Source organism: Solwaraspora sp. WMMD1047 (assembly GCF_029626155.1).
GTDB lineage: Bacteria > Actinomycetota > Actinomycetes > Mycobacteriales > Micromonosporaceae > WMMD1047.
Genome location: NZ_JARUBL010000001.1, coordinates 7960803 through 7974848 on the forward strand (window position 1 = coordinate 7960803; position 14046 = coordinate 7974848).

Here is a 14046-nt window from a genome sequence, read left to right on the forward strand (position 1 = left end):
CAACACGGCATGCACACGGCATCCACAGCGGTGGACAACCTGGTCACCCTACGTGTTCGTCCACAGCGGTTTCCCCAACGGTTTTCCACAGGTTGTGGGTAGCCGGGCACGGGCACACCAGGGGTTGTCCACGACGGTGGACAACGCCCTGTGGACGCGGTGGAAAACAGGAAGAGCCGAACCGGTCAGGTGCTCTGCTTGATCCGGTTCGTCAGCTCGGCGATCTGGTTGTAGAGCGACCGGCGCTCGGCCATCTGCTGCCGGATCTTGCGGTCGGCGTGCATGACCGTGGTGTGGTCGCGGCCCCCGAAGGCCTGACCGATCCGGGGCAGGGAGAGTTCGGTCAGCTCCCGGCACAGGTACATCGCCACCTGGCGGGCGTTGACGAGCACCCGGGACCGCGACTGCCCGCGCAGGTCCTCCAGGCTGACGCCGAAGTAGTCGGCGGTCGACACCATGATCTGGTCGGCGTTGATCTCGGGGCCGGAGCCGTCCGGGATGAAGTCCCGCAGCACCTCCTCGGCGAGCGACAGCTCGACGGTGGCGCGGGTCAGGCTGGCGAAGGCGGTGACCCGGATCAGGGCACCCTCCAGCTCCCGGATCGAGTTGGAGACCCGGGACGCGATGAACTCCAGCACGTCCGGCGGGGCGTACATCCGCTCCTGGGCGGCCTTCTTCTGCAGGATCGCGATCCGGGTCTCCAGGTCCGGCGGCTGGATGTCGGCGAGCAGGCCCCACTCGAACCGGGTTCGCATCCGGTCCTCCAGAGTGGCCAACTGCCGCGGCGACCGGTCGGAGGTGATCACGATCTGCTTGTTGGCGTTGTGCAGGGTGTTGAAGGTGTGGAAGAACTCCTCCTGGGTGCGTTCCCGGTTCTCCAGGAACTGGATGTCGTCGATCAGGAGGATGTCGACGTCCCGGTACCGGCGCTGGAAGGCGCTGGTCTTGTCGTCGCGCAGGGAGTTGATGAAGTCGTTCGTGAACTCCTCGGTCGAGACGTACCGCACCGACCGGGCGTTGCCCAACGTCGTGGCGTAGTGACCGATGGCATGCAGCAGGTGCGTCTTGCCCAGCCCCGAACTGCCATAGATGAACAGCGGGTTGTACGCCTTCGCCGGCGACTCCGCGACCGCCACCGACGCGGCGTGGGCGAACCGGTTGGACGAGCCGATGACGAAGGTCTCGAACATGTACTTGGGGTTGAGCCGGTTGCCGCCGCTCTCGGCTGATCCGCCGGCCCGCCGGTCGTCGTGGATCACCCGGCGGTGGTCGGCGGGGATGCCGCCCCGCCCCGGCCCGCTGTCGGTGCCGCCGTCGCGGCCGATGCCTCGACCGCCGGTCGGCTCGTCGCGGCCGGCCAACCCGGTGTCGCGGTACCGGGGCTCCGGCTGCCGGTGTGGTACGCCGTACCCGGTGCCGGTCGACGGCTGCTGCGCGGACCGCGCCGGTCCGGGGTGGTGGGTTTCGTCCCGCTCCTGCTGCTGCGGGGGCCGGGCCTGCTGAGGTAGCGCCTGCTGAGGCGGGGCGTGCTGCGGTGGACCCTGCTGGTGCGGCGGCTGACCGGGTTGCTCCCGTCCGCCGTCCGGTGCGGGCGGCGGCGGGTAGCCGGCCGGGAACAACGTCTCCTGACGCGGTTCAGGTGAGCGCTGCTCGTGACTGCGCGGTTCGTGACTGCGCTGCTCGGGTGAGCGGGGTTCGGGTGCGGTGGGCTCGGGGCCGCGGGACGGCGGCCCGTCCAGGCCGGATCCGAAAGCCGGCCCGGCGTAGGTCGGCGGGGTCGCGGTGCCCGGCCCGCCGGGGTAACCGCCGTGCTGGTCGGCACCCCGGTGGCCATCGTGCTGATCTCCGCCGGGGTGGCCGCCGGGCTGGTTGCCGTCGAGGTGATCCCGGGGAACCGGGCTCACCGGGCCGCCGTAGACGGTGCCGATCGGCCGGCCGGTGCCGTCCGCCGACGCGCGTACGGTGACGGCCACCTGGATCGGCCGGCCCAGTCGCCGGGAGAGCGCGTCCGTGATCGCCGGCCGCAGCCGGGACTCGATGACGTCGCGGGTGAAGGCGTCCGGGACGGCGAGCAGAGCGGTGTCCTCGACGATGGCGCGCAACTGGGTCAGGCGCAGGTAGGCGCGCTGCTGGGCCGAGATGATCTCGTCCGCCAGTTCATCGGTCGTCGCCGTCCACACCGCGGCAAGGTCGATCGTGTCGGCCACCGTCGCGCCACCCCCTCGCCTCTGCTCCCCGGTCGCGGCTGTCGGACCAACCGTCGTGCCGGGCCTGCTCCCGCTCCAGCGGACACGATGAGACGCGCCCCGGCGGCCGGCCGCACTGTCGTCCACAAGTTATCCACAACCTGTGTATCGACCGATTGTCGCCCCCCGTCGGATCCGGCGAGCACCCGCCCCGGCCCGGTCGCGCATGGCAGGCCGGTCCACCTGGTCGAACGGTTGCCTAGCTGGTCTGGTTCCGGCGGTCGCGACAACGCCCCCTGACGCGGACCGCAATCGGGCACGCTAACAGCGTTGTCCACACCCCTTCAACCGTCGGACCCGCCGCGCCTCTGTCGGCATCAGTGAAAACCGCCCCGCCCCCGCGTTGAACCGGTCCGCCCGGGTGGGCGCGCCGGGGACGGAGGGACTGTTGACGATCATGAGTTGTGGCGCGTAATGTTCACCGACCTCCGCTCCCACTCCCGCCAGGCTGGGTCGCGACCTGCTCTGCTAGGGTTGTCGGTGCTTGCTGCTCACAGGTTCGCTCGCGCGTGCCCGGGCGGCGGCACAGCAGTGGGACACCCGTCGAGGTGACCAACGCCAGACCACCACACGACCCCGTCGGGACTCGACCGGGGCGTACGAAGACGGAGAGCCTGACGTGAGCAAGCGCACCTACCAGCCGAACAACCGCCGGCGCGCGAAGACCCACGGCTTCCGGCTGCGCATGCGCACCCGGGCCGGCCGCGCGATCATCGCCACCCGGCGCGCCAAGGGTCGCACCCGCCTGTCGGCCTGAGGCCGGCGGGCCGGGGATGTAGGCAGTCGTGCTGGCGGCCGCGCAGCGACTGCGGCGCGGCTCCGAGTTCGCCGCGGCGGTCCGAGGTGGTCGCCGAGCCGGACGCGGATCCGTCGTGGTCCACCTGGACACCGCACGGTCGGCACCGCCGACCGTGGTCGGTGCCGACGAGCTGACCCTGGCCAGAACAGCGAACGGGCCGGCGCAGGCCGGCGTGGAGCAGTCCTCCGCGCCCGCCCGCGCCGGCTTCGTCGTGTCCCGGGCGGTCGGCGGCGCGGTGGTCCGCAACCGGGTCCGCCGCCGACTCCGGCACCTGGTCGGCGACCGGCTGGCGGCGCTCCCGCCCGGTGCCACGCTCGTGGTACGCGCCCTGCCCGACTCGGCCACCACGTCGTACGACCGGCTCGGCGCCGACCTCGACGCGGCGATCGCCGCGGCCCGTGCCCCCCGACGGCCCGGCCGGCGGTCCCGATGAACGCCCCGCCCGGCGGCTGGCGGCCGGCCAACCGAGGTGCCCGCATGCTGGTGGCACCCATCGTCGCGTACCGTCGTTGGATAAGCCCGGCACTGCCGGCCCGCTGTCGGTTCTATCCGTCGTGCAGCGCGTACGCCCTGGAGGCCGTCACGCGGCGCGGCGTGCTCCTCGGGACCTACCTTGCGGTACGGCGGCTGCTGCGCTGCCACCCCTTCCACCCCGGTGGATATGACCCGGTGCCGGAGCCGGGCGGCCGCCGTCATGCCGATGTGACTGGAGCCCCGAATTGAGTCTCGACTGGATCTACTTGGCGATCTCGTGGATCCTCCTGGTCTGGCACTCGGCGTGGGACGCCATCGGCGTGCCGTCGACGGAGGTGCTGGGCACGAACTGGGCCTGGATCCTGGCGATCATCTTCCTGGTGGTCACCGTACGCGTGATCCTCTTCCCGATCTTCGTCAAGCAGATCAAGTCGCAGCGCGCGATGCAGGCACTGCAGCCGCACATCAAGGAGCTCCAGGAGAAGCACAAGGGGGACAAGGAGTCGCTCCAGAAGGAGATGATGGAGCTCTATCGGAAGGAGAAGGTCAACCCCCTGATGGGGTGCCTTCCGATGTTCCTGCAGATCCCGGTCTTCCTCGGCCTGTTCCACATCCTCCGGCGGCTCAACCCGGAGCGCACCGACGACAAGATCACCATGTACGGCTGGACGGCCGAGCAGTTCCACGACGCCTCCGCGGCCCAGCTCTTCACCGCCCCGATCGCCAGCAAGTTCGGCTCGACCGCTGAGGAACTCGCCGCCCTGGGCGCGAACGGCACCACGGTCAAGATCATGGCCGGCATCCTGGTGCTCATCATGATCGCCACCACCTACCTGACCAGCCGTCAGATGATCCTCAAGACCGGCTGGGCCAAGGACCCGCAGCAGCTGATGATCCAGCGCCTGATGCTCTACGGCATCCCGGCCTCCCTGCTGATCTCCGGTGCGATCTTCCCGATCGGTGTGATCATCTACTGGGTCACCAACAACCTCTTCACCCTCGGCCAGCAGCAGTGGGTACTCCGCAAGTACCCCCCGCCCCCCACCATGAACACCGGCAAGAACACCGGTAAGTCCGACGGCGGGCGCTCGGGCGCCAAGTCCGGGGCGAAGCCGGCCACCGGCGGCAGGTCGGGCGGCGCCAACAGCCCGGTGCAGCCGGCCAAGACCGGACGGCTGTTCAACCGGGCCCGGGCCAACGGCGCGCAGCCGGAGCCGACGAAGCCGGCCGTCGAGACCAAGGCCCTCGCCCCCAAGCCGGGCGCCAAGCCGGTCAACCCCAAGAAGGGACGTCCGGCGAAGCGGAGAGGCTAGCGCGAGCCGGCCGAGCCGGGCGCCGCGCCGCCGGTGCTCCGCAGCACCGGATCCGGATTTCGCCGCGCCCAGCCGCGCCGCCGGGCCAGACTGCCCGAAGAGACGTGCCCGTGGTACGCCGGCAACCTCCCGCCGGCCACGGGGAACCAGCGGACCGTTACGGTCCGGCCGAGCGAGTACGGAGATGAGACCGTGACCGACACCAGCATTCCGCGCGCCGAACAGGCCACCGACGACGAGACCGAACCGGTCGCCGTCGCGGCGCGGGTCAGTACGGATAGCGACGCCGGCACCGCGGCCGACGTCGAAGCCGGTGCCGACGTCGAAGCCCGGGACACCGCCGTCCCCACCGCCGCCGCCCCCTCGGCTGCCGTCAGCGACGAGGACGAAGACGACGAGGACGAAGACGAAGACGACGAGGAGGACGAGGAAGACGACGAGGAAGACGACGACGAGGACGAGGATGAGGAGCCGGCGGCGGGTGCCGCTGGCTCGGACGGCCAGAAGGCGCCGACCTCCGACACGGACCTCTTCCGGCAGAGCGAGATAGCCGCGGACTATGTCGAAGGGCTGCTCGACATCCTCGACTACGACGGCGACATCGACGAGTTGGTGTCCGCCGGCCGGCCGGTCGTCGAGGTGGTCGGTGGCCGGCTACAGCCCCTCGTGGGACAGCGCGGCGCCACCCTTGAGGCGCTGCAGGAGCTGACCCGGCTAGCGGTGTTCCGGCAGACCGGTTCGCCCAGCCGGCTGCTGCTGGACGTGGGCGGCTACCGGGCGAACCGGCGCAAGGAGCTTGCCGCGGTCGCCCGCAACGCCGTGGAGAAGGTGAAGGAGCACGGCGAGGCGGTCCGGCTCGACCCGATGTCGGCGTTCGAGCGCAAGTGCGTGCACGACGTGGTGAACGCCATGGCCGGGGTCGAGAGCGAGTCGGAAGGCGTCGAGCCCAACCGCCGCATCATCGTCCGACCGGTCGGCTGACCGCTTGATGACGTACGACGATCCTTCATGACGTACGACGACGCGGCCGTCGCCGCGTCCGGCCCGGGAGGCGAATGCCCTCCCGGGCCGTTGACTTCGGCGGCGGCGCTGTTCTTCGGCGATCGGTTGCCGATCGCCACCCGCTACGCCGAACTGCTCGCCACCGACGGCGTGGAACGAGGGCTGATCGGGCCGCGGGAGGCTCCCCGGCTCTGGGAGCGGCACCTGCTCAACTGCGCCGCGATGGCCGAGCTGATCGGCCCCGACGAGCGGGTGCTGGATGTCGGCTCCGGCGCCGGGCTGCCCGGGATCGTGCTGGCGATCGCCCGCCCCGACCTCTCTATCGGGCTTGTCGAACCGCTGGCCCGGCGAACGGTCTTCCTCGCCGAGGTGGTGTCGGCGCTGGGGCTTGACGACCGGGTCCAGGTGATCCGGGCGCGGGCGGAGGAACTCCGATCCGGTACGCCGGGGGCTCCCGGTCCGGCCGATGTCGTCACCGCCCGGGCGGTCGCCCCGCTGGACCGGTTGGCGGGCTGGTGCCTGCCGCTCGTCGACCTGGGTGGCCGGTTGCTCGCCCTCAAGGGGGCCACCGCGGCCGACGAGGTGGCCGAGCACGCGGACCGGATCCACCGGCTGGGCGGCGGAACACCGACGGTCCGGCGGTGCGGGGTCGGCACCCTCGATCCACCCACGACGGTCGTCGAGATTCCCCGGGAGCGGGTCGGCGATGGCGGGACGGGTCGGCGTACCGGAAAGCCCCGCCGATCCGGGGGACGTGCCGGTTCCGCCCGCGGCGACGGTGGCCGCAACGGCGGCGGTCGGAGCGGTCGGAGTGATCGCCGCAGGCCGGCGGGCTGACCCGGCGTGGCCGGCGGGTCGAGTATCGGGGGCCGATTCCGGCGCGTCTTGCGCGACGCGCGGCTCATCCTGCGGGCAGCCGTGGCCTGAGAAGCCCAGCGGCCGTAGGCTGGCCGCGCGTCGATAGTGTGGTCCGGGCGACGGTGGGTCCCTCATCACCCCGTTGCCGACGCGGACCGCATGCTTCGTCCGGACAGCGCCGGTAGGAGCGCTGGCGGTGCCGACCCCATCCGAAGCTGGCAGGGATGACACGGTGCATGACAACGACAGGTACGACGATCCAGGCGTGACCGGCGGGGGCTACCAGTTCGGGGAGACCGCCGTTTCACGTGAAACCGGGTACGACGACTGGTCCGCCGGTGGCCGCACCCGGGCGTCCCGGCGGGCGACACCGCCCTCCGGCGGAAGCCGAGCGGACACACCCGGGCGGTACCCACGCGCCGTCCCGGACGCCCCCGAGGACCCGGCCGCCGGGGTACCTCCGATCGGCGCGCCGGAGCGGCAACCGTCGGTGCGGCCGATCGCCAGCGAAGCGGTCGGTGCTGCACCGGGCGACCCGGCGCGGCATGCGCCACCGCCGGACTACCGGCCACCGGTCCCGGCTCCGCAGCGCCACCCGGCGCTACCCGGCCACCCCCAGGAGCGCCCCGGTGTCCCGGCGACCGGTTCGGCCCCGGCCCGCCCGGTCGCACCGATCCACTCCGTACCGCCCGCGCATTCGGACCCGACGCCGCATGCCGGGCCGGTGGTCCAACCGGCCCCGCAACCGCACCCGCAGCCGCCGACTTCCGGGCCGGAGGCTGCCGATCCCGGCGCGTACGTTTCACGTGAAACCTCGTCGCGCGAAGATGACGATCCCCCACTCGCTATGGAGGCAATGCGCGCCGTGCAGATTCTGAACCCGAGTGGTGAGGTCACCATGCCTCGGCCGGACCGGCCGAGAATCATGTGCGTGGCGAATCAGAAGGGTGGGGTCGGCAAGACCACCACGACGGTCAACCTGGCCGTCGCCCTCGCCCTGCACGGCAACCGCGTACTCGTGGTTGATCTCGATCCGCAGGGGAACGCCTCGACGGGCCTGAACGTGCCGCATCACGCCGGTATCCCCGACGTCTACGACTGCCTGATCGACAACGTGCCACTGGCCGAGGTGGCCCAGGCCGTCGAGGGCATCCCCAACCTCTGGTGCGTGCCCGCGACGATCGATCTCGCCGGTGCCGAGATCGAGCTGGTCTCGGTGGTGGCCCGGGAGTCCCGCCTGGCGCGGGCCATCGCCGCACACCCGGGCCAGTTCGACTACGTTTTCATCGACTGCCCGCCGTCCCTCGGCCTGCTCACCGTGAACGCTCTGGTGGCCGCGCAGGAGGTGCTGATCCCGATCCAGTGCGAGTACTACGCCCTGGAAGGGCTCAACCAGTTGATCAACAACATCAACCTGGTACGCCAGCACCTGAACCCGACGCTCGACGTCTCCACGATTCTGCTGACCATGTACGACCGACGGACCCGCCTCGCGGACGCCGTCGAGCAGGACGTCCGGAACCACTTCGGCGACAAGGTTCTGCAGGCCGTGATCCCCCGGAACGTGCGGGTCTCGGAGGCCCCGAGCTACGGGCAGTCGGTGATGACCTACGATCCCGGTTCGCGCGGGGCCACCAGCTACTTCGAGGCGGCCCAGGAGATCGCGGAGCGCGGCGTCAAGGAACCTGTCGGCCGGAATGCGTAGGCCGGGAACACTGCTGGGAGGCGTGGCATGAAGAACCGTCCACGGGGCGGGCTGGGTCGTGGGCTCGGGGCGCTGATCCCGACCGCGCCGGTGCCGGCATCCTCCGGGGTCGCGACGGCGCCCGATCCAATCGCACCGGACGTGGTTCCGGCGGATCCGGGGACGCCGGAGGCCAGGCCGCCGGCGGCGGCGCCGGAGCGACCGCAGCCGTCCGCCGCCGACTCGGTCGAGCTGTCGCCGGTACCGGGGGCGCAGTTCGCCGAGATTCCGGTCGACTCCATCGTGCCGAACGCGAAGCAGCCTCGGACCGTCTTCGACGAGGAAGCGCTGGAGGAGCTGAAGACCTCGATCCAGGAGGTCGGCTTCCTGCAGCCGATCGTGGTGCGGCAGTTGCCGGACGACCGGTACGAGCTCGTGATGGGTGAACGCCGGTGGCGGGCGGCGCAGGCCGTCGGTCGCGACTCGATCCCGGCCATCGTCCGGGACACCCGGGACGACGCGATGCTCCGGGACGCGCTGCTGGAGAACATCCACCGGGCGAACCTGAACCCGCTGGAAGAGGCCGCCGCCTACCAGCAGTTGCTGGAGGAGTTCGGCGCAACCCACGAGGAGCTGGCTCGGCGGATCGGCCGGAGCCGGCCGCAGATCTCCAACACCATCCGACTGCTGAATCTGCCGGCGCAGGTTCAGCGGCGGGTCGCGGCCGGCGTGCTGAGCGCCGGGCACGCTCGGGCGCTGCTCGGCCTCGACGACCCGGCGGGCCAGGAGCACCTGGCGCACCGCATCGTCGCCGAGGGACTTTCGGTACGGGCGACCGAGGAGCTGGTGACACTCGCGATCGCGGATGGCCCGGCGAAGGCGGCGCCGGCGAAGCGACGCGCCAAGCCGCACTCGCCGGCGCTCGCCGATTTGGCCGGCCGGCTCTCCGACCGGTTCGATACCCGGGTCAAGGTCGACATTGGCCGCAGCAAGGGCAAGATCACCATCGAATTCGCGACCGTCGACGACCTGGAGCGGATCGTCGGGATCATCGGCATGGAGGGGCAGGACGCCCCAGACTGAGCTACCACCGTCGACGACAGCCCGGCACCCGGCCGCGATCCCACCACCGATGGGGTCGCGGCCGGCGGCCTTTCCGTCGCCGTCCGCCAGCCGCTCACCCCGACCCGGCGTCGCCGTGTTTCACGTGAAACGGACCGCCCGAGGTTCGACGGGGGTTCGGGCGGGGCCGGCTCCACGGCGGTCGGCCAAGACGTGGTCGATCGCCCCGAACCGGGTACCGCGGACGCGACCGAACCACGAGACGCGCATTCGTCGTCGTGCCTCTCGACGGGGCCGAGCCGACGGGGCCGAGCCGACGGGGCCGAGCCGACGGGGCCGAGCCGACGGGGCCGAGGTGTCGACGGATGGAGCATCCAGCGGCCCGAGGGCACGTGTGCGGGGCCGTCGGGCCGTCGGGCTACTCGGAGACGCCGCGAGGTCGATCGGTCCGGCTGCGTGCCCTACAGCCGCCGGAGGCGCAAGTGCCGAAGACCGGGTCGGGGAATGGGCCCATCGCAGTGGCGCGACAGCGTCACGTCGGCCGTCCCGCGTTTTCCACAGGAGTTGTCCACAGGTCTCCCCGTTTCACGTGAAACACCGCGTAGATGCGGGTGCCGGCCTGTGGACAACTATCGGTGATCGGGGCTGACCGGAGTGTCGGGGGCCGGTTTCCATCATCCGAACCGGAGAGACGGGCCCGACCGGACGATGGGTTCCGACGGACCCGCGCCGAGGTATTCGGGGCAGCCCGAAACAGGGAGGGACAGCCGAGCCCGACTCGGGTTAGGGTCAGCGGCGTGCCCCACACCCCCTCGGTTCCAGACTTCACCAAGTGGCCCTCCTTCCCCTTCGAAGGCGAGTTTCGCGTCAAGGCGCTCGACCCGCCGGTAGCGGTCGAGCCCGCCCGGAAAGGGGAGGGCACCGCCGAATGCGTCTCCTGCAACGCCCCGGACGATGCCTACATCTGGATCAGCGAGCGCTGGCGGGTACGGGCGATGGACCGCCCGACCGGACTGCCGATGGTGCTCATTCTGGAGTCCCGGTCGCACCTGGATCTGGGTGATCTGCCGAACCTGCTCGCGGCCGAGTTGGGCGTCATGACCGTCCGGCTGGAACGCGCCATCCGGAGCCTCGACGGTGTCGCCCGGGTGCATGTGAACCGGTGGGGCGACGGCTCGGCTCACCTGCACATGTGGTTCCTCGCCCGCCCGTACGGTCGACTGCAGCTTCGCGGCACGTTCCTCTCGCTCTGGGACGACATCCTGCCGCCGATCCCCGAATCGCAGTGGCGGGAGAATCTGGCGCTCGTCGCGGCCTGGCTGGCCGAGTTCGGCGGCCGGCCGCTGGCCGAGCCACCCCGGATCCAGTGGCAGGCCCCGTCGAGCCTGGTTCAGCAGGCGACCGCCGCGGCGGAAGCGGCGGCGGCAGAGGCGGCGGCGGCCAAGGCGGCTGCGGAGGCCGACGCCGCCCTCGCGGCGGCCGAGGCCGACGATGCCGCCCTGGCGGCGACGGTGGCCGAGGAAACAGCCGCGGCGACCGAGGAGGCGACCGCAGCGGAGGCGGCATCCACCGCGAGCGCCGAGGCGCAGCAGCCGGCGGTCACCGACGATCCAGGAACCGCGGCCACCTTCGCCCAGACTCCGGCCGCAAACCAGGCGCCGGGATCCACGGCGGCGTCGGCCGCGGGTGTGACGTCGGTAGGGGTAGCGGCCGCCGCGCCCGAAGCAGCGGCGGGTGCTGAGCCCGATCACCCCGAGCGGGCCGGGGCGGAAGCGACCGCGTCGACCGGCAACTCGAACGGCGGCAAGGAAACCGCCCGCCCGACCGGAGCGCAGGGTACCGACGGCCAGGGCGGCGCCGAGAACGCCCGGCACCCGGCCGGGCCGGTCAGTGCGGACAGCCCAACCAGCGCGGTCCGCCCGGCGCCCGCGGCCGGGATCACCGATTCCGGCCCGGCGGGGGCGACGGCCACCGGGACCGGGGAGCCGACGATCGCCGGCGGGCCGGCCGGAGTGACCGGTGGGACCGACGACCTCGCGGCGCCAGCGGAGTCCGGCGGTCCCACTGCGACTGACCGGCGGCCGACCAGCCAAGGAACGGCACGGTAGCCGCGCGGCCCGGTCAGGCCGGGGCGATCTCCCGCCGACCAGCGGCGCGGGACACCAGCGACCGGAGCACGTCGCCGAACTCCAGGCCGGCGGCCTGCACGGCGAGCGGGAACAGCGACGTCTCCGTCATCCCCGGCGAGACGTTCACCTCGAGCACGTGCGGTTGCCCGGACTCGTCGACGATGAGATCCACCCGGGAGAGGTCCCGAAGACCGAGCGCGTTGTGCGCGGCGAGTGCCGTCTCGGCCACCCGGCCCGCCGCCGCCGGGTCGAGCCGGGCCGGGGTGTGCCAGGTGGTGAGACCCGCGGTGTAGCGGGCCGCGTAGTCGTACACCCCGTCGCGGGGCACGATCTCGACCGCCGGCAGTGCCCGGGGGCCGTCGCCGAGGTCGATGACCGAGACCGCGACGTCCATGCCGGTGACGTAGCGCTCGACAAGCGCCGTGGTGTCGTACGCGAAGCAGCCCACCATGGCCGCGGGCAGCGCGCCGGCGTCCCGGACCACGGCCGCGCCGAGCCCGGAGCCGCCCTGCGCCGGCTTGACCATCAGCGGCAGCCCGAGTCGGTCGGCGATCCGGTCCAGCACGGCGACCGCGCCCAACTCGGAGAACCGGTCGTGTGGCAACGCCACCCAGTCCGGGGTGGGGATGCCGGCCTCCCGCAGCACCGCCTTGGCGGAGGGCTTGTCCCAGGCGAGCCGGGACGAGCGGGCGTCGCAGCCGACGTACTGCACGTCGCAGAGGTCGAGTACGCCGCGCAGCGACCCGTCCTCGCCGGTCCCGCCGTGCAGGGCTATCACGACGGCGTCCGGCGGGTCGGACTGCAGGGCCGGCAGCAGGGCCACGTCGGCGTCCCGCAGGTCCGCCTCGATGCCCACCGAGCGCAGCGCGTCGAGGACCCGGCGGCCGGACTTCAGCGACACGTCCCGTTCATACGACAGGCCGCCGGCGAGCACCAGCACCCGCAGCTCCGTCGGTTCGGTGGCCGGCGCGGGTGATCCGGCGGCGGGTGTCGGTCCGGCGTTGGCGAGCGTACCCATGCCGGAGATCATGCCAAGTCGGGTCCGGGCACGTCCGCCCCGGCCTGCCCGCGGCCGGTCCGGGGCCGGCCGGCCATCGGGCCGAACACCTTCCGCATCGCGGTCTCCTGCTCCATCACCCCGGCCAGCCGCCGGATGCCCTCGCGGATCCGTTCCGGCGCCGGGAAGGAGAAGTTCAGCCGGACGAACTCGGTGCCGGAGCCGTCGGCGTAGAAGCCGGTGCCGGGGACGTAGGCGACCCGGGCCGCGATGGCCCGGGGGACCATCGCCTTGGAGTCCAGCCCTTCGGGGAGGGTCATCCAGACGAAGAGTCCGCCGCCGGGTTTGGTCCAGTGGGTGCCGGCCGGCATCAGGTCGGCCAGCCCGGTCAGCATCGCGTCCCGCCGCTCCCGGTAGACCTCGCGATAGATCTTGAGCTGCTGCCGCCACGGCATCGTCGACAGGTAGGTGGCGACCGCGGCCTGCGCGTACGCGCTGGGGCAGAGGATCTGGGCCTCGCTGGCGATCACCAGCTTGTCCCGCACCGCGTGCGGCGCCAGGATCCAGCCGACCCGCAGGCCGGGCGCGAAGGTCTTGGAGAAGGTGCTGAGGTAGAAGACGCCTTCCCGGCGGCGGGCGCGCAGCGGCTTCGGCGCCTCGCCGTCGAAGGAGAGCTGCCCGTACGGGTCGTCCTCGACCACCAGCAGGCCGGCGCGTTCGCAGATGTCGAGGACCTGGTCGCGGCGCTCGTCGGTGAGGGTCACGCCGGCGGGGTTCTGGAAGGTCGGGATGGTGTAGAGGAACTTCGGGCGGCGGCCGGAGGCGGTCACGTCGGCGATGGCGGCTTCCAGCGCCGCCGGGATCAGCCCGTCGGCGTCCATCGGGACGTGGACGACGTCCGCCTGGGCGGCCTGGAAGGTGCCGAGCGCGCCGACGTAGGTGGGGCCCTCGGCGAGGACCACGTCACCCGGGTCGAGGAAGAGCCGCGCCACCAGGTCCAGAGCCTGCTGCCCGCCGACCGTGACCACCACGTCCTCCGGGGAGGCGCCGGATCCGACGTCGATGCCGGAGAGCGCCATCACCTCGCAGATCCGCTCGCGGAGTTCGAGGGTGCCCTGACCGATGCCGTACTGCAGGGTGGTGGTGCCGTGTTCGGCGCCGAGTCGGCCGAGCATCTCGCCCACCGCGTCCAGCGGCAGGGCGGCGATGTACGGGGCGCCGCCGGCCAGCGAGACGACCTCGGGCCGGCTGGCGACGGCGAAGAGTGCGCGGATCTCCGAGGCGGTCATGCCACGCACCCGGGCGGCGTAGCGATCGGTATAGTCGTCGAGCGTCGTGCCGGTCATGACATCACCTCGATCGCATCGCTGGGGGCGCCCGACCGCTCGAGTGGCCAACGCCGCGCTGACGGCTGACTCTGCCACGCGACGGCCGTCTGGTCGATCGTAATCCGGTCCCCGCCGGTGAGCGTGACCTGCGGTT

General features: G+C 72.0%; 11 protein-coding genes and 1 pseudogene. 9 read left to right on the plus strand and 3 right to left on the minus strand.

All coding sequences use genetic code 11. From position 1 onward, the window contains the following. Window positions 1–185 precede the first annotated feature (185 nt). A complete protein-coding gene (gene dnaA, locus O7627_RS36265; RefSeq protein ID WP_278097952.1) occupies window positions 186–2207 on the minus strand; it encodes a chromosomal replication initiator protein DnaA in 2022 nt (673 codons plus the stop codon). Window positions 2208–2865: 658 nt separating this feature from the next. Here dnaA and rpmH point away from each other — a divergent pair. From rpmH to O7627_RS36310, 9 genes and pseudogenes are all read left to right on the plus strand, one after another. Next, window positions 2866–3003 carry a 50S ribosomal protein L34 gene (gene rpmH / locus O7627_RS36270; protein WP_046563087.1) on the plus strand — a complete coding sequence of 46 codons (138 nt, stop codon included), beginning with the start codon at window positions 2866–2868 and terminating at the stop codon, window positions 3001–3003. Window positions 3004–3031: 28 nt separating this feature from the next. Further along, window positions 3032–3478, plus strand: a complete 447-nt coding sequence (gene rnpA / locus O7627_RS36275) for a ribonuclease P protein component (RefSeq protein ID WP_278097953.1) — start codon at window positions 3032–3034, stop codon at window positions 3476–3478. Between the two features lie 44 nt (window positions 3479–3522). Then, window positions 3523–3768, plus strand: coding sequence for a membrane protein insertion efficiency factor YidD (gene yidD / locus O7627_RS36280; RefSeq protein ID WP_278097954.1), 246 nt, complete (start codon window positions 3523–3525; stop codon window positions 3766–3768). Then, on the plus strand, window positions 3765–4832 hold the full coding sequence (gene yidC / locus O7627_RS36285) for a membrane protein insertase YidC (RefSeq protein WP_278097955.1): 1068 nt from the start codon (window positions 3765–3767) through the stop codon (window positions 4830–4832). The genes yidD and yidC overlap by 4 nt, the downstream gene beginning before the upstream one ends. Before the next feature lie 516 nt (window positions 4833–5348). Further along, window positions 5349–5813: pseudogene (locus tag O7627_RS36290) on the plus strand (R3H domain-containing nucleic acid-binding protein); the annotation flags it as partial. A gap of 27 nt (window positions 5814–5840) precedes the next feature. Then, window positions 5841–6671 carry a 16S rRNA (guanine(527)-N(7))-methyltransferase RsmG gene (gene rsmG / locus O7627_RS36295; protein ID WP_278097956.1) on the plus strand — a complete coding sequence of 277 codons (831 nt, stop codon included), beginning with the start codon at window positions 5841–5843 and terminating at the stop codon, window positions 6669–6671. A gap of 745 nt (window positions 6672–7416) precedes the next feature. Beyond that, window positions 7417–8397: a ParA family protein gene (locus O7627_RS36300; RefSeq protein WP_278097957.1), complete on the plus strand. Its 981-nt coding sequence runs from the start codon at window positions 7417–7419 to the stop codon at window positions 8395–8397. Between the two features lie 27 nt (window positions 8398–8424). Beyond that, window positions 8425–9459, plus strand: a complete 1035-nt coding sequence (locus O7627_RS36305) for a ParB/RepB/Spo0J family partition protein (protein WP_278097958.1) — start codon at window positions 8425–8427, stop codon at window positions 9457–9459. A gap of 998 nt (window positions 9460–10457) precedes the next feature. Continuing rightward, window positions 10458–11546: a hypothetical protein gene (locus tag O7627_RS36310; RefSeq protein WP_278098553.1), complete on the plus strand. Its 1089-nt coding sequence runs from the start codon at window positions 10458–10460 to the stop codon at window positions 11544–11546. 13 nt (window positions 11547–11559) lie between these two features. Here O7627_RS36310 and O7627_RS36315 read toward each other — a convergent pair whose 3' ends face one another. Then, entirely contained in the window at window positions 11560–12585 is a 1026-nt protein-coding gene (locus tag O7627_RS36315; RefSeq protein ID WP_278097959.1) for a D-alanine--D-alanine ligase, read from the minus strand. An 8-nt stretch (window positions 12586–12593) separates the two neighbouring features. Further along, a complete protein-coding gene (locus O7627_RS36320; RefSeq protein ID WP_278097960.1) occupies window positions 12594–13910 on the minus strand; it encodes a PLP-dependent aminotransferase family protein in 1317 nt (438 codons plus the stop codon). Between the last annotated feature and the right edge of the window lie 136 nt (window positions 13911–14046).